Annotated in this window: 13 protein-coding genes; 5 read left to right on the top strand and 8 right to left on the bottom strand. The window is 59.4% G+C overall.

The features are described 5' to 3' along the window. Window positions 1-563: 563 nt before the first annotated feature. Window positions 564-1,289 carry an NAD(P)-binding domain-containing protein gene (locus K3724_RS17845; RefSeq protein WP_259987819.1) on the bottom strand — a complete coding sequence of 242 codons (726 nt, stop codon included), beginning with the start codon at window positions 1,287-1,289 and terminating at the stop codon, window positions 564-566. A gap of 1 nt (window position 1,290) precedes the next feature. Next, window positions 1,291-3,336 carry an NADH:flavin oxidoreductase gene (locus tag K3724_RS17850; RefSeq protein WP_259987821.1) on the bottom strand — a complete coding sequence of 682 codons (2,046 nt, stop codon included), beginning with the start codon at window positions 3,334-3,336 and terminating at the stop codon, window positions 1,291-1,293. A gap of 139 nt (window positions 3,337-3,475) precedes the next feature. Here K3724_RS17850 and K3724_RS17855 point away from each other — a divergent pair, with 139 nt between their 5' ends. Next, window positions 3,476-4,090 carry a TetR/AcrR family transcriptional regulator gene (locus tag K3724_RS17855; protein ID WP_259987823.1) on the top strand — a complete coding sequence of 205 codons (615 nt, stop codon included), beginning with the start codon at window positions 3,476-3,478 and terminating at the stop codon, window positions 4,088-4,090. A 132-nt stretch (window positions 4,091-4,222) separates the two neighbouring features. On the opposite strand, the gene fdhF is transcribed toward K3724_RS17855, so the two are convergent. The 5 genes from fdhF to K3724_RS17880 form a co-directional block, all read right to left on the bottom strand. Continuing rightward, window positions 4,223-6,997 carry a formate dehydrogenase subunit alpha gene (fdhF, locus tag K3724_RS17860; protein ID WP_259987826.1) on the bottom strand — a complete coding sequence of 925 codons (2,775 nt, stop codon included), beginning with the start codon at window positions 6,995-6,997 and terminating at the stop codon, window positions 4,223-4,225. Window positions 6,998-7,000: 3 nt separating this feature from the next. After that, window positions 7,001-8,689: an NAD(P)H-dependent oxidoreductase subunit E gene (locus tag K3724_RS17865; RefSeq protein WP_259987828.1), complete on the bottom strand. Its 1,689-nt coding sequence runs from the start codon at window positions 8,687-8,689 to the stop codon at window positions 7,001-7,003. A gap of 95 nt (window positions 8,690-8,784) precedes the next feature. Next, on the bottom strand, window positions 8,785-9,693 hold the full coding sequence (locus K3724_RS17870) for a LysR family transcriptional regulator (RefSeq protein ID WP_259987830.1): 909 nt from the start codon (window positions 9,691-9,693) through the stop codon (window positions 8,785-8,787). A 53-nt stretch (window positions 9,694-9,746) separates the two neighbouring features. Next, window positions 9,747-10,262, bottom strand: coding sequence for a winged helix DNA-binding protein (locus K3724_RS17875; RefSeq protein ID WP_259987832.1), 516 nt, complete (start codon window positions 10,260-10,262; stop codon window positions 9,747-9,749). Window positions 10,263-10,909: 647 nt separating this feature from the next. Next, a complete protein-coding gene (locus tag K3724_RS17880; protein WP_259987834.1) occupies window positions 10,910-11,278 on the bottom strand; it encodes an XRE family transcriptional regulator in 369 nt (122 codons plus the stop codon). A 154-nt stretch (window positions 11,279-11,432) separates the two neighbouring features. On the opposite strand from K3724_RS17880, the gene K3724_RS17885 reads away from it, so the two are divergent. From K3724_RS17885 to K3724_RS17900, 4 genes are all read left to right on the top strand, one after another. Beyond that, complete coding sequence (locus tag K3724_RS17885) at window positions 11,433-12,926, top strand: recombinase family protein (protein WP_259992682.1); 1,494 nt, start codon at window positions 11,433-11,435, stop codon at window positions 12,924-12,926. Continuing rightward, window positions 12,923-13,825, top strand: coding sequence for a ParB/RepB/Spo0J family partition protein (locus K3724_RS17890; protein WP_259987836.1), 903 nt, complete (start codon window positions 12,923-12,925; stop codon window positions 13,823-13,825). The genes K3724_RS17885 and K3724_RS17890 overlap by 4 nt, the downstream gene beginning before the upstream one ends. Beyond that, on the top strand, window positions 13,822-14,721 hold the full coding sequence (locus K3724_RS17895) for a plasmid partitioning protein RepB C-terminal domain-containing protein (RefSeq protein ID WP_259987838.1): 900 nt from the start codon (window positions 13,822-13,824) through the stop codon (window positions 14,719-14,721). Before K3724_RS17890 ends, K3724_RS17895 begins: the two co-directional genes overlap by 4 nt. Before the next feature lie 453 nt (window positions 14,722-15,174). Beyond that, a complete protein-coding gene (locus K3724_RS17900; protein WP_259987840.1) occupies window positions 15,175-15,459 on the top strand; it encodes a hypothetical protein in 285 nt (94 codons plus the stop codon). A 132-nt stretch (window positions 15,460-15,591) separates the two neighbouring features. Here the strand turns inward: K3724_RS17900 and K3724_RS17905 are convergent, their stop codons facing one another. Then, a complete protein-coding gene (locus K3724_RS17905; RefSeq protein WP_259987843.1) occupies window positions 15,592-15,804 on the bottom strand; it encodes a hypothetical protein in 213 nt (70 codons plus the stop codon). Window positions 15,805-15,816 lie beyond the last annotated feature (12 nt).

A 15,816-nucleotide genomic window follows, 5' to 3' on the forward strand; every position in this document is an offset into this window, starting at 1 on the left:
CTATCAAAGTGCCCCAGTCTCTCCTGAGCGTCCAGCCGTCTCTCCGGCCCGTCTCCTGTCTCTCCAGGCGTCCCGGCGTCTCTCCGCCGCGTTTCCCGTCCCGTCCTGCGTTCCCGCCGTCCCGTCCGGTGTGTCTCAGCAGCATCTCGTCGCTGCCGGTGAAGGGGGTTCTAAGGTTAGACCAACAAACCCGCAAGCCAAAAAACAGCAAAAACCGAACTTTCCGCAGAGAAAAGATACAAACACAACAAAATCAACGGCTTACACAGCAAAAAAGTCAGCAATCCTGACCCGGATGCTGCAGCCGCAAACACCGCAGAACACCCAAACCGCCCCAGCACCGGACTTACCCACAGAAAGCCCCCGCTTATCCACAGACCCGCCGCCCGGAATCACAGCAAATCACCCCTCCGGAAACGAGTCGCCCCGCCCGGTACCGCAACAATCCAGACAAAAGCCCCCTCCCCGCGCCTCCCCGGTCAAAAATACCCAGCCAGAAATCCCGCCACAAAACAAAAAGACGGCCACAAAGGGCCGCCTTTCTAGTCAATCAGTTTGCCCTATCAGCCTTCGAGGTTACTCAAGCCCTTCGCAAGGCTGCTGCGCAGGCCGGCGTTCTCCATATGCAGCCGCAGCCGCTGGTTATAGCCCCCCGGGGTGTTCAGCGCTTCAATCAGTTCCGCGCAGCCCGAAGCCTGCAGACTGGTCGACACCAGCATCCGCAAAAAGGCCTCGCCCTGCGCCTTGTCCGAGACCCGGTCGCCGAGCCATTCCGCGGCATCCCCCACCAGGCGCGCCGCTGGTGAGAGCACGGCCTGCGCTGACAGATACGCATTCAGTTCTCCCGCGTCCTTAAGCACAAAGACCTGGTTGTCCGGCTCAAAGAGACTGCCAAGCAGCGCGGTATTCCCCAGCGCCATGACCGGAGAGCCGCCCTGTGCGATGCCCGGAAAGGGGATCATCACTGCAACGGCTTCAGCCGGAGCGGCCAATTCTGCCACCCGGCCAAGATCTGCACCGGCCATGAAGGAGACCACCTGCTGATCTTCGCGGAAGGCCAGCTCCTTCAGAATGCGCTCGGCGGACTCAGCCATCAGGCCGAGGAAGATCACGTCGCTGGCGTCGATCACAGCCTGGTTTCCGGTTACGGTCACATCCTCGTAAGCCTCAGCAAGCGCCGCGGACTGCGCCTTGCTGCGCTCCGAAACCGTGATCTGGTGGCCCTTGCCGGCCAGTCCCCGCACCACGGCAGAAGCAATGGTGCCGCATCCCAAAAATCCCAAACGCATATCAGATATCCTTCATCAGCCGCAGCGCATCATAAACTGCCGCATGGGTGTTGCGGGCAGAAACTGCATCGCCGATGCGGAACAGCTGGAACTGCCCTTGCGGGTTGCAGAGTATCTTCTGCGGGCGGCCCGCAATTATTGCCCCTTGTTCGATCTCACCGCGATTGGACGACTGCTCCTTCAGGTCGAAGTACAGGTCATCCAGCGGCAGCGTCCCGTAGTTGAGAACCACCTGATCATAACCGGCCTCATACACATGACCGCTGTAGTCTGTCCCGATGGAGGCTGTCAGCTTATTGCCGCTGCGCGCTACCTCCAGCAAGCGGCGGGTCACGGTGAAAGTGACGTCCTTGTCCTGCAGCGCCCGCATGTAGGGCACCAGGTTCATCGCCATGATGTCGGGGGCAAAGGTCCGGTCAGGCGTCATCACTTCTACTCTGGCACCAGAATTGGCGGCGATCTCTGCTGCCATCAGCCCAGGATGGTCGCCGCTCTCGTCATAAATCAGCACATTTGCTGCCGGTTTCACGTCACCGGAAATGATGTCCCAGGCAGAAACAACATGCGAAGCCTCGCCGCGGGTTTCGAACAGTTCGGTGTTTGGCAAACCTCCCGTCGCAACGATGACCACATCCGGGTTCAGCGCTGTCACGTCTGCGGCCTCAGCCCAAGTGCTGAAGCGGAACTCCACGTCCCGCGCGGCGCATTGAGCCATGCGCCAGTCAATGATCCCGATCATTTCGGCCCGGCGCGGATTCCGTGCGGTCAAACGCACTTGGCCGCCCGGCTCTGCCGCAGCTTCAAACACGGTGACATGATGACCGCGCTCTGCCGCCACCCGCGCAGCCTCAAGCCCGGCGGGTCCGGCACCAACGATCACAATCTTCTTGCTGGCCTTAGCAGGCGCAATTTCATGCGGCATCGACAACTCGCGGCCCGTCGCTGCATTGTGGATGCACAGCGCATCCCCCGCTTGATAGATCCGGTCCAAGCAATAGGTGGCCCCCACGCAGGGGCGGATCTCATCCTCGCGCCCCTCAATGATTTTCTTCACCACATGCGGATCAGCCATATGGGCGCGGGTCATGCCAACCATGTCCAAAAGCCCCGCGGCAACCGCATGGCGGGCCGTTGCCACATCCGGGATGCGGGCGGCGTGGAATGTGGGCATGCCGGTTGCCTTCTTCACCTCCCCGGCAAAATCTAAATGCGGGGCTGATTTCATGCCCTGAACCGGGATCACGTCGGTCATCGCGGGGTCAGTGTGAATGCGGCCGCGGATCACGTTCAGAAAATCCACCATACCGCTGCCCGCCAGGCGCTTGGATATCTCAAGGCCTTCTTGCGGTGTGATGCCACCCTTCTGCGCCTCATCCGCCGTGTAGCGCAGGCCGACGATGAATTTCTCTCCGACCCGGTCCCGCACGGCCTGCAGCACGTCCATCGGGAATTTCATCCGGCTCTCCAGTGTCTGGCCGCCGTATGGCCCGTCCAAATCATTGGTCAGCGGCGACCAGAACTGATCCATCAGATGGCCATAGACCTGGAGTTCGATCCCATCCATGCCGCCGTCTTTCATCCGCTCTGCGGCATCGGCGAAATCGCTGATGATCCGGGCGATATCCCAATCTTCGGCCAGTTTCGGAAAGGCGCGGTGAGCCGGTTCGCGGTGCCTGGACGAGCTGACTGAGGGCAGCCAGTCGCCTTTGTTCCAGCCAGTGCGGCGTCCAAGGTGGGTAAGCTGGATCATCACCGCGGCGCCATGTTCATGCACCTGATCCGTCAGGCTGCGGATCCACGGTACTACCTCATCCTTATAGGCCAGGATATTGTTGAACACCGGCGGGCTGTCCTTGCTGACTGCAGCAGACCCGGCGGTCATCGTCAGCGCCACGCCCGCCTTGGCCCGCTCCGCGTGATAGGCGGCATAGCGTGCCTTGGGCATCCCGTCCTCAGGGTAAGCCGGTTCATGGCTGGTGGTCATGATCCGATTGCGAAGCGTCAGGTGCTTCAGCTGATAAGGCTGCAGCAGCGGGTCCTTGGACATGATGCGGGTCTCCTGGAACGATGTCTGGGCAAGCGCGGCATTGGCGAGTCGCCAACCGATCTTGACATATGTGTCGATTAAACAATCATACCTGTCAAGATAAGTTGCGCCCGCCCTGCCCCGCTGTTATGGCTGGCACATGGACACTCAGGACATTACCCGCACCCGGCTGGGTGACGAAGACTGGCTATCAGCCGCTTACGAAGTATTGACCGAGAGCGGCGTGGAAGCCGTGAAGGTGATGCCACTGGCCAAGCGGCTTGGCGTGGCCCGCACCAGTTTCTACTGGCACTTCAAAGACCGCGAGGCGCTGCTGGAGGCGATGGTGCAGCGCTGGGAGGAAAAGAACACCGGGAACCTGATCGCCCGATCCGAGGCTTATGCGGAAACCATTGCCGAGGCGTTGTTCAACCTGTTTGACTGCTGGATTGACGCAGGCCTGTTCGACTCCCGGCTGGATCTGGCGATCCGCAATTGGGCGCGCAATGACCCTGACTTGCAGGCCAGGCTGGACCAGGCCGATACCCGGCGCGAGACGGCACTAACAGAGATGTTCATCCGCTTTGGTTTCGACGCCGGCGTCGCACTGATCCGCGCCCGGGCAATGATCTACACCCAGATCGGCTATATCTCGATGCAGGTGCACGAAAGCACGGAATACCGGATTTCACTTATGCCCGGCTGGGTTGAGGTTTTCACCGGCGCGCCGCCGTCAAAGCGGGATCTGGACCGTTTTCTGGCCCGCCACAGCTGATGCACTGACCGCTCAGGACACAGGCCAGCCGACCTTAGATGTTCTGCTGGATAACCTTAAACCTCAAACGCAAAACGGGCGCGAAGCCATCAGCTCCGCGCCCGCTCTGATCTCGCTCACACGCGGCCGGGATTACTCGGCAGCGATCTGGCTTTCTACCTTCTCAACCCGGACCGCCGAGAACTTGAACTCGGGGATCTTGCCGTAGGGGTCGACCGCAGGGTTGGTCAGGATGTTGGCTGCTGCCTCAACATAGGCAAAGGGCACAAACACCATGTCCTCGGCAATTGCCCGGTCGGCCCGCGCCATGATCTCGATCGAGCCGCGGCGGGTGGACAGGCGCACCATCTCGCCCGGCTCGACACCCATTGCCCGCAGGGTTTTGGGGTTGAGCGAGCAGTTCGCCTCCGGCTCCACCGCATCCAGAACCAGGGAGCGGCGGGTCATCGAGCCGGTGTGCCAATGCTCCAGCTGGCGGCCGGTGGTCATGATCATCGGGTACTCTGCATCCGGCGCCTCATCCGGCGGGATCACCGAGGCCGGAGTGAAACGGGCACGGCCTTCGGGACGCGGGAAGCCATCGCCGAACACAATCGCCTGACCGGGATCGGTCTCATGCAGCGACGGATAGGTGATGGTCTCGGTCTCCAGACGTTCCCAGGTAATGTTGTTCAGGGACTTCATGTTCAGCTTCATCTCGTTAAAGACTTCGCTGACATCCTTGTAGTCCCAGGGCAGGCCAATGCGCTGCGCCAGTTCCACGGTGACTTTCCAGTCCTCGCGCGCTTCACCCGGAGGCGCCACGGCGGGGCGCACCCGCTGCACCTGGCGGTTGGTGTTCGACACGGTGCCGTTCTTTTCATAGAGCGCCGAGGCCGGCAGGATGATGTCGGCATAGTTCGCCGTCTCGGTCAGGAAGATATCCTGAACGATCATCAGCTCCAGCTTGGCAAAGGCATCGCGGGCGTGATCCGCATCCGGGTCGGACATCGCCGGATTTTCACCCTGGATGTACATGCCCTTGATATTGCCGGCATAGGCCTGATCGACAATCTCGGTCACAGTGAGACCCTTCTCGTTTGAGAAGTCGCCGCCGCCCCAGACATCGGTGAAGGATTTGCGCACATCATCCGAGGTCACGGTCTGGTAATCCGGCAGGAACATCGGGATCAGGCCCGCGTCGGACGCGCCCTGCACGTTGTTCTGGCCGCGCAGCGGGTGCAGGCCGGCGCCGGGCTTGCCGACGTTGCCGGTCATCAGCGCCAGCGAAATCAGGCAGCGCGAGTTGTCGGTGCCGTGAATGTGCTGGGAGATGCCCATGCCCCAGAAGATCAGGCCCGCATTGGCATTGGCAAAGATCCGGGCAACACGGCGCAGCTGGTCCGGTTCGATGCCGCAGATCTCCGACATCTTCTCGGGTGTGAACTGCTTCAGATGCTCTTTTTCAGCTTCCCAGTTCTCGGTCCAGCGGTGGATATACTGGCTGTCATACAGCTCTTCCTCGACGATCACATGCATGATCGCGTTCAGCATCGAAACATCCGCACCCGGGCGGAACTGCAGCATCTCGGTCGCAAAGCGACGCATGCCGACACCGCGCGGGTCCATCACAATCAGCTTGCCGCCGCGTTTGGTGAACTGCTTGAAGTAGGTCGCAGCCACCGGGTGGTTTTCGATCGGGTTGGAGCCGATGATGATCGCCACATCCGCGTTTTCGATCTCGTTGAAGGTCGCGGTCACAGCACCGGAGCCAACGTTTTCGATCAGCGCCGCAACGGACGACGCGTGGCACAGACGGGTGCAGTGGTCGACGTTGTTGTGCTTGAACCCCTGACGGATGAACTTCTGGAAGAGATAGGCCTCTTCGTTGGTGCATTTTGCCGAGCCGAAGCCTGCAACCGATTTCGGGTCTTCATCGCGCAGCTTCATCAGGCTTTTGCCAGCCAGATCCATCGCCTCTTCCCAGGTCGCTTCGCGGAAGTGGGTGGAGAGATTGCCCGGATCGACATTCAGCCCCTTGGCCGGCGCGTCGTCGCGGCGGATCAGCGGCTTGGTCAGGCGGTGCGGGTGGTGGATGTAATCAAAGCCAAAGCGGCCCTTGACGCACAGGCGGCCTTCGTTTGCCGGGCCGTTGATGCCCTCAATATGCTTAACCTTGCCATCCTTGACCTTGAGCGACACCTTGCAGCCGACGCCGCAGAACGGGCAGACGCTTTCGGTTTCGCTGTCATAGTCTTTCAGGTCGCCCTGACCTGCATCGTCCAGTACCGCAGAAGGCATCAGCGCGCCGGTCGGGCAGGCCTGCACACATTCACCGCAGGCCACACAGGTGGACGCGCCCATCGGGTCGGCAATGTCAAAGGTCGGATAGGCATCATGCCCGCGTCCCGCCATGCCAATCACGTCATTGACCTGAACCTCGCGGCAGGCGCGGACGCACAGACCGCAGGAAATACAGGCATCCAGGTTCACTGACATCGCCACATGGCTGTCATCCAGCAGCGGAATGCGGCCTTCTTCCAGCTTGGGGAAGCGGGATTCCGTAACACCGTTCAACTCGGCCATGTCCCACATGTGGGAGGACTTGTCGTGCGCCTCTTCCTTCTTCGGCTGGTCAGCCACCAGAAGTTCCATCACCATCTTGCGGGCATTCTCCGCCCGCGCGTTATTGGTGGTGACAACCATGCCATCAGCAGGCTCGCGGATACAGGAGGCCGCCAGCGTGCGCTCGCCTTCGATCTCGACCATACAGGCCCGGCAATTGCCGTCCGGGCGGTAGCCCGGCTGCGGCTTATGGCACAGATGCGGGATCTTCAGCCCGCGACCGTTGGCGACTTCCCAGATGGTCAGGCCTGCGTCTGCCGTGACCTGTTCGCCATCGAGGGTGAAAGTGATTTTATCGCTCATGGCTTATACCTCCTCGGGGAAGTGTTTGATGGTCAGGCGGATCGGGTTGGGTGCTGCCTGGCCAAGACCGCAGATCGACGTATCAACCATCGCGGCGCTCAGCTCTTCCAGCAGCCCCTGATCCCACTTCTTTTCGCCCATCAGCTTGACGGCCTTCTCGCAGCCCACCCGGCACGGAGTGCATTGACCGCAGCTTTCATCCTCGAAAAAGCGCAGCATGTTCAGCGCCGCATCGCGGGCCGAGTCCTTGTCGGACAGAACCACAACGGCAGCGGAGCCAATAAAGGTGCCATGCGGCTGCAGCGTGTCAAAATCGAGCGGGATGTCATGCATCGACGCAGGCAGCAGACCGGAGGACGGGCCGCCCGGCTGGTATGCCTTGAACGCGTGGCCATCCAGCATGCCGCCGCTGGCCTCGATAACGTCGGTGATGGTGGAGCCGGCGGGCAGCAGATGCACGCCCGGATTCTTCACACGTCCCGACACCGAATAGCTGCGCAGGCCCTTGCGGCCGTTTTTCTCAACCGAGTTCAGGCACTCCGGGCCTTCGCGGTTGATCTTGCAGACCCAATACAGCGTTTCGACGTTATGCACGAGGGTCGGACGGCCGAAGACACCCACCTGCGCCACAAACGGCGGACGGTGGCGCGGCTCGCCGCGCTTGCCTTCGATCGACTCGATCATCGCGGATTCTTCGCCGCAGATATAGGCCCCTGCCCCGCGGCGCAGGTCGATATAGCCCGCCTCGACGATGCCTGCGTCTTCCAGCGCCTTAATCTCAGCCGCGAGAATTGCCAGCACCGCCGGATATTCGTCGCGCATGTAGATAAAGGCTTTCTCGGCCTCAACCGCCCAGGCGGCCATCAGCATGCCTTCGAGGAAGACATGCGGCGTGCGTTCCAGATAATAGCGGTCCTTGAAGGTGCCGGGCTCGCCCTCGTCGCCGTTCACGGCAAGGTAACGCGGGCCTTCGTTGGCGCGCACGAAGCCCCATTTGGTTCCGGACGGGAAGCCAGCGCCGCCAAGGCCGCGCAGGCCGGCTTCTTTGACTTTCGCCTGAACCGCTTCCCAGTCGCCACCCGCACGCAGGTCTTTCAGCGTGGCGTAACCGCCTTCGGCCTCGTAGGCCGCAAAGGTCTCATACTCGGGGACATGCGCATGGGTATCATCCGCCGCAATCGCCGCTTCCACCTTTTCGACGGTGGCGTGGTCGATGTGGTTGTGGCCGATCTCCAGCACCGGCGCGGTATCGCAGCGGCCCATGCAGGGCGCGCGCAGCACGCGGACCTGGGAGGCGTCCAAACCGTCTTCCAGCGCCTTCTGCAGCGCTTCGGCCCCCGCCAGTTCGCAGGACAGCGAGTCGCAAACCCGGATAGTCAGCGCGGGCGGCGGGGTCTCGCCCTCCTTCACCACATCGAAATGGGCATAGAAGGTGGCCACTTCATAGATTTCCGCCTGGCCGGTGCGCATCTCCTCCGCCAGCGCCCGGATATGCGCGGCACTGAGGCAGCCGTATTTGTCCTGAATCAGGTGCAGGAACTCGATCAAGAGGTCACGGTTGCGCGGGCGGTCACCCAGCAGCTCCTGAACCTCGCTCAGCGCAATGTCGTCAACCTGGCGGCCTTTGGGCGTCTTGCGCCCTTTGCCCTTGCCGGACTTCCATACGCCCTTGCTATCATCCAATGGTGCCATGGGGTCCTCCAGTCAGCACGTAATTCAACCCGAAATGCCATCAAGAATGAATATCGTCAAATCTGGAAATTGGATTGCACGATAAGCTTAGCTTATCACGCCATTTGCGGCATCCCATCGCCCACAAACGTCGCAACCACCTCTTTTAAAGCATGCACAGTTGTGAGTTCCGGTGTCCGGTCCAAAGAAGCGATGCAAATCTGCCGGGTTTGTTCCGGCTTGTTCAGCGTCAGAACCCGGGTTCCGCCGAGGTTTCCCAAGGCGTGCATCAGCGCACGCGGCAGAATCGTCGCCACCGAGCCTTCACGTGCCAGCACCATCGACGCCATGAAACCGTTGGATTCGGACACAATCTCCGGCTTCAACCCTAGATCGGCAAAGATCCGGTCCAGAATGCGGCGGTTCTGCATCTGCTGATCCAGCAAGCTGAGCGGCAGTTCTGCTGCTTCTGCCCAGCTGATCGTGTCGCCCCGGCCCGCCACCATCTGCTCCGGCGCCAGCAGAACATAGCTTTCTTCATAGAGCGGCTGAACCGTCACCAGATCCCGGCCCATGCTGTCGGAATAGGTGATCCCGGCATCAATTGTACCATCATAAAGGCGCTGCTGAATAGCCAGCGATGTGGTGACTTCGACGCGGGCCAGGATCCGCGGATAGGCCTGATGCACCTGATCCACCAGCTGCGCGGCCCAAGCGGTGGCGGTCGGCACCACCCCCAGTACCAGAGTGCCAGTCACTTCGCCGCGGGATGCCGCAATCTCCTGCTCCAATGCCTTGGCATCGTCCAGGATCGAGCGCGCCCGGCGCACAATCATCATGCCTTCCTCGGTCAGCCCTTGGAACCGGTTGGCCCGGCGCACGATGGACAGGCCCAGCCGTTCCTCCAGATTGCGGATCCGCATCGAAAACGCAGGCTGCGAAATACCGCAATCAGCAGCGGCCTTGGCGAAATGCTGATGCCGCGCCAGCGCCGTCAGCAGCTGAAGGTCTTTAAGTTCGATCATGACCAAACCTTACGCTGCCGCTGCCGCACTGCGCAATGGGATCTGCTGCGCCCTCAGGAGCCGCTGTGCGCTTCGGCCTGACGAGCAGCCGCGCCGAAAAGCTCAGTCAATTCTTCCAGGGTTTCCGCAGCGCTGTGCAACCGTCCGGTTAGATCCGGGTGCTCCGCCAGTGCCTGCAGCAGCAGGCGTTCACGGAAATCCTGCAGGCTCTCTGACACATGGCAGCCTTCCTCAGTCAAGCTGTAGGTGACTCCGGAGCGGCCCGCCCCTTGTTTGCGGGTCAGCCCGGCAGAGGCAAGTTTGCGCAAGGAATACTGAATGTTGGGAATGTCGGTCCGGTTGGTGGCCCGGGCCAGTTCCTTGATTGTTTTGGACTGGCCACCCTTGCCGATCAACTGCAGCAGAGTAATCTCTGCACTTGCCAAGGACATGGTGCTGAGCTGCTCAAAACTGCCAGCCTGCCATCGGGTCAAACCCTCCCCCGCCCTTTGAATCGCCATTTCCAGCATATGCAACCCGCCATCCGGCGACATCTCAACAGCCGTGTCAGCGGCCAGGCCAGCAGTCAAACAAGATAAAGGGGAACGGTCGACTTTGTTATCCAACGAACAACTCCGAAAAAAATAAATTATAGCTGCCCTGAAAAGGCATGAAGACAGCGGATCAGAAAATGTCTCTACACAAAGCCGCCTGTCCGGCACCGGCATGCAGTCAATCCCTGCATGTAGCGGCGGCGTCGGAAGTCCTTCTGAAAAACCAACTCAAATTACCCGTAACATATCCAACCAAATCCAAGAGATTTCAATACCCGGCGTCGCCATCTGTTGCGCAACACCGGCATCAAACCGGCGACAAATAAGGGCATGCTCCGGTGGACTCTCGCGTTCGCCACCTGGCAGATCAGCAGGAACAGGCGGCTTCGCCAACTGAACCTGAAAATCAGCTCTGACTTTCCGGACGGGAGATCAGATCAAAAGCAACTGGACGCGCGGGCCAAAAGCGGAAATTGGGTCAACGATCTGACAGAAAAGTCAGCTTTGCTTGGCATTTAACATGTTGCCGGGCGACACATATTTTTTCCTTTTTGGGAAACTTGGCTGATTGATTTTAAAGGGAAATAATTTCAGCCGACGCAGCAGGGTTACCTTTTGCGACTCATAGCTTTTCCATTGAGCAAGGCGCTGGTTCGGTTTCCATTGGCCGTCAGACGTGCGGTTTAAGTTTCGCTGGACCCGCAAATCTCATCCAAGCTGCTCAGAACGTTTGCTAGTTCTTGCCTGACAAGATTGATGCGCTCCGAGGAAAGAGCCTCTTTCCTTCCTGCCAGTTCCAGAACCACGGCGAGGACGGTATCTGAATGCCTCATCAGTTCGATCAGATGCTCGCCTGCCGGCCCGTATGAGCCCGATATCCAGTTCTTTGCAGTACGTTCACTCACATCTGTCCATCTGATCATGGTTTTGGCAGCCCGGCCCGCACCACCCAATTCTTGAGACAATGCAGTGCTGATTGCCTCACGGTACTCTGCCGAAGAAACTGCCCCTTGGCCTGTCCGATGAAACGTGTTGCCCGTTTTATGAAACATGTTTCCGGTCCTCTGCCGCTACAACTGGGGAAGGAATCGCGGATCATTTGCGCAGATTTGCGAACTTGAGAAACGGAGGGCCAGAGCATTGAGTTGGCCAAACGACGACCGCAACAGGGACAAACGGCTCAAAACTGCCGCACAATATGTTCGCATGTCGACTGAGCATCAGCGCTACTCGACCGAAAACCAGTCGGATGCCATCGCGCGTTACGCCGATGAGCGGGGCTATCAGATCGTGAAAACCTACTCGGATGCGGGTAAAAGCGGTTTACGCATCGAAGGCCGGAGCGGCCTGACCCGGCTCATCGAAGACATCGAGGCTGGCCAGGAAGAATTCAGGACAGTGCTTGTGTATGACGTCAGCCGCTGGGGCCGTTTCCAGGACGCTGACGAGAGTGCTTACTACGAATACATCTGCAAGCGGGCTGGCATATCGGTGGAGTACTGCGCTGAGCAGTTTGAAAACGACGGCAGCCCTGTTTCAACCATCGTCAAAGGCGTCAAACGGGCGATGGCCGGCGAATACAGCAGAGAGCTTTCGCAGAAAGTCTTTGCCGGCCAGAGCCGCCTGATTGAACTCGGTTTCCGCCAGGGCGGCGCGCCTGGCTTCGGCCTGCGGCGCATGCTGATTGATGAAAGCGGCCGCCAAAAGGGGATTTTGCAGCGCGGCGAGCACAAGAGTATTCAGACAGACCGTGTGACTCTGGTGCCGGGGCCTGAAGAAGAAGTCGCCATCGTAAATCAGATATTCCGGAACTTCGTGGATCACGGCCGGTCTGAAAGAGAAATCGCAGCAGATCTGAACGCGCGCGGTATCAGAACAGATCTGGGCCGCGAGTGGACGCCGCCGGTCATCCGCCAGCTGCTCACCAATGAGAAATACATTGGCAACAATCTCTGGAACCGCAATTCCTTCAAGTTGAAGAAGCGCCATGTGCGCAATGCCCCGGGCGACTGGGTGCGTGCCGCCGGTGTATTTGAAGCCATCGTTGACGCCGGCCTGTTTGCCGCTGCCGGTGCAATTATTGCTTCAAGAGTGCGGCGTTATTCAGATGAGGAAATGCTGAACGGGCTGTGGGATGCTCTTCAGACTCACGGGTTTCTGTCCGGGATTGTTATAAACGAAGCCCCGGGCTTGCCATCCAGCGGCGCGTACCAAAGCAGGTTCGGCAGCCTCTTGCGCGCCTACAAGCTGGTCGGCTTCATGCCGGATAGGGACTACAGGTACATTGAGATCAACAAGCGGCTCCGCAAAGTCCATTCGAACATCCTGCGTGACGTTGCCGGCGGGGTTGAGGCCGCTGGCGGGCATGTTGACCATGACGGAAAAACCGGCCTGCTGACGGTAAACGGAGAGTTTTCCGCATCACTTGTTATTGCCAGGTGCAGACAGACCAGCGCCGGCGCATTTCGCTGGATTATCCGGCTGGATACCGGTTTGGTTCCGGACCTAACCATTGTTGCGCGCATGGATCAGGCAAATGACGCACCGCTCGATTTCTACTTGCTGCCGATGTTTGACATTACCCTTCCAAAGCTGCGCTTTTCGGAAAGCAATGGCCTGTCCCTTGACGCTTACCGGTTCGGCGATCTCGAACACTTCTTCCGCATGGCCTCGCGCTCTCCGGTTCAGGAGGCCGCATGATGATCAACCCGCAGGAAGAGCACACGGAACTGATCCCGGTCGACGCGGTTACGGTGATCAATCCGCGGGTGCGCAATCAAAAGGTATTCGATGAGATCGTCGCCAATATCGCCGAACTAGGCCTGAAACGGCCAATAACAGTTGCTGCACGCGAGACCGGGCCTGATGAGCCGCCTGCCTATGAGCTGGTATGCGGCCAGGGCCGACTGGAGGCTTTCAAGGCTTTAGGGCAAAAGAAAATTCCTGCTGTCGTTATCACTGCCAGCAGCGAAGATTGCCTTGTCATGAGCCTGGTTGAAAACCTGGCACGCAGGAAGCATCACTCTCTGGACCTGCTGAGAGATATCAGGCGCCTCAAGGACAGCGGCTACACCGAACGTGAAATTGCGGGAAAGACGCAGCTCTCAAGAAAATACGTGCATGGCGTCCTCCGGCTGCTTGAGAGCCAGGAGCATCGTTTGCTTCGTGCAGTGGAAAGCGGGAAAATCCCGGTCAGTGTTGCCGTTGACATTGCCGAAGCTGATGAAGTCGGCGTGCAGACCGTTCTCAGGCAGGCCTATGAAAAGAACCTCCTGCGCGGCAGCCGCCTTATGGCCGCAAAACGTCTCGTCGAAGCCCGGCAGCTGCATGGCAAAGGGCGGGCAACGGCTGAAAGAAAGTCTCGAAAGAGCCTGTCCGTCGAAAGCCTGCTCAGAACCTACCAGAACGACGTTGAAAAGAAGAAGATGCTGCTGCGCAAAGCGAGCGCAACCCGAAGCGAAATGCTGTTCCTCATGCAGTCGCTAAAGACTCTTCTGTCCGATGAGAATTTCGTCACTCTGCTGCGCGCCGAGGGTTTGGCAAACATTCCGAAGACAATCGCAGACCGGCTGACACGGGCAGAAGGAACTACTGCATGACACCGAAAGACGAAGAACAGACCGTCGCCGCAGCCTTTGAACGCAAGCTGCTGCATATACCGTTTGCCCAAATCGCACCGCTCTATCTTGTGACGCCTCAGAAGAAAGCCACCGTCAAATACAAACAGATCGCGACCACCATTCTGGAAACCGGGCTGGTCGAGCCCATTGTTGTTGCGCGCGACCGGCAGGATCCGCGTGCCTTTACGTTACTGGATGGGCACCTGAGGCTCGAAGTGCTGAAAGACCACGGTCAGACGGCAGCAAAATGCCTCGTTTCCACGGATGACGAGGCCTTCACCTACAATAATCGGATCAGCCGCCTGGCAACAATCCAGGAGCATAAAATGATCCTGCGCGCCTTGACACTAGGCGTCCCCGAAGACCGTCTGGCGCGGGCCCTCAATATCAACCTTAAAACCCTTCAGGAAAAGAGGCGTCTTCTGGACGGGATCTGCGAAGAGGCCGCCGAACTTCTGAAAGACAAGCAGGTTGCCCTTACCAGTTTCCAGGTGCTCAAGAAAATGAAGCCGCTGCGCCAGATCGAGGCTGCCAGGCTGATGGTTGCGATGAACAAGTACACGATCAATTACGTACGCTCCCTTTTGGCGGCAACACCTGACAGGCAGCTTGTGGCGGAGGCCGCTCCGAAGAAAATTAAGGGCATCTCCCGGGAGCAGCTCGACCTCATGGAACGCGAGTCCGCCAATCTGGAGCGCGAGGTCCGCCTGGTCGAGGAAAGCTACGGCGCGGATCATCTCGATCTTGTTTTGGCCCGCGGGTACATTTCAAAACTGCTGAGCAATGCGCGGATCGCGAGATACCTGTCGCAGCATCACGGAGAGTTCCTGCCGGAGTTTGAGAAGATAACGGAAACGGGGGCACTTGCGTCTTAACCTGTGCGGCCGGCTGGCTGCATTCCGGGGACCCGGACCCATCAAGCGCGGGGACCGCAGGAGACGCCGCACGGCGGGGCGGATCAAGCGCGGCGGCGGGAATGGCGGCGAACCCGTTTGAGCCCGCCAGGCCGGGCCAGATGCCTGGCAAATTTCGAGAAATGCCTGCGCGCCTCAAGTTCTGAACATGACGCGCGCAGGCACTTCAGTGCGGATCAGTCCTGACAGCGCATCTGCGGCAGGAGCGCGGGCAAAAAACAAAATCCGGTATTGTCCCGCATTGCGGACAGAGAGGCCGGCTCACCAAATGGCGGGATACTGAATTCCTGCCTCGGAGATGACAGAGCAAAACAGCTGTGCTACCAGAACCTATGATCTGACTGTTTTCCATCCTGCCGCGCTCAACACGGAATGCTCCGTGGCAAGTGACTTGCGCGCATGAAAGGAAAACACATGAAACCTACCGGTCTTCCACCCATTCAAGGCAAACGTTTCGACATCGAAACGCTCCAGTACAATGCCGTCAGCCTGATGAAGCAAGCCGACAAGGGCCCCACCTTCCTTCGCCATGGCGGGCGGGTCTCATATGTGGTTTTGGCCGAGGAACTCTTTGACCGGCTCTGGCCGGATTCGCGGCGCGCCTGGAGTGTCGATGAGACGCCTTACCGTTTGGAACAGCTTCTGCTCGAAGCGCTGAACAGCTCGCTTGCAGAACACGGCGGCGGCGAAGAGGTCTAGGGCCGCAACGCTTTCCGGGCGCCTGCGATGGAGACGGCGCCCGGTTTCCTGCAACTGCCGGATGTTTGGAGCCGGCGCAACGAAAGGCGAACGCCGCTGAACGGGTGCTATGTGAACCGATCTCCGGTTGAGTCACTCCAGATCCTCATGGTCTTCCTCCGCTTCGGGAACATCCGAGAAAACCTCGTAAATCCCCCTGCGCTTCATCCGCCGTACCCAGCTCACATGCGAGAGCACCTGATCCACTTCATAATCGTCGCCACCGCGCCGGTAGGCATCGGTGATCAGTCTGAGCTGCGCTTCCAAATCGTCAGCAAGTTCTTCGTCGGTCAGATCTGCAGTCATCTCGTTTTCCTC

The sequence above is a fragment of the Leisingera sp. M658 genome, assembly GCF_025144145.1.
Lineage (GTDB): Bacteria > Pseudomonadota > Alphaproteobacteria > Rhodobacterales > Rhodobacteraceae > Leisingera.

Coding starts and splice junctions, on each gene's coding strand:
- K3724_RS17845 (WP_259987819.1), bottom strand. CDS start 1,289: ATGCGTTTGGGATTTTTGGGATGCGGCACCATTGCTTCTGCCGTGGTG.
- K3724_RS17850 (WP_259987821.1), bottom strand. CDS start 3,336: ATGTCCAAGGACCCGCTGCTGCAGCCTTATCAGCTGAAGCACCTGACG.
- K3724_RS17855 (WP_259987823.1), top strand. CDS start 3,476: ATGGACACTCAGGACATTACCCGCACCCGGCTGGGTGACGAAGACTGG.
- fdhF (WP_259987826.1), bottom strand. CDS start 6,997: ATGAGCGATAAAATCACTTTCACCCTCGATGGCGAACAGGTCACGGCA.
- K3724_RS17865 (WP_259987828.1), bottom strand. CDS start 8,689: ATGGCACCATTGGATGATAGCAAGGGCGTATGGAAGTCCGGCAAGGGC.
- K3724_RS17870 (WP_259987830.1), bottom strand. CDS start 9,693: ATGATCGAACTTAAAGACCTTCAGCTGCTGACGGCGCTGGCGCGGCAT.
- K3724_RS17880 (WP_259987834.1), bottom strand. CDS start 11,278: ATGTTTCATAAAACGGGCAACACGTTTCATCGGACAGGCCAAGGGGCA.
- K3724_RS17885 (WP_259992682.1), top strand. CDS start 11,433: ATGTCGACTGAGCATCAGCGCTACTCGACCGAAAACCAGTCGGATGCC.
- K3724_RS17890 (WP_259987836.1), top strand. CDS start 12,923: ATGATGATCAACCCGCAGGAAGAGCACACGGAACTGATCCCGGTCGAC.
- K3724_RS17895 (WP_259987838.1), top strand. CDS start 13,822: ATGACACCGAAAGACGAAGAACAGACCGTCGCCGCAGCCTTTGAACGC.
- K3724_RS17900 (WP_259987840.1), top strand. CDS start 15,175: ATGAAACCTACCGGTCTTCCACCCATTCAAGGCAAACGTTTCGACATC.
- K3724_RS17905 (WP_259987843.1), bottom strand. CDS start 15,804: ATGACTGCAGATCTGACCGACGAAGAACTTGCTGACGATTTGGAAGCG.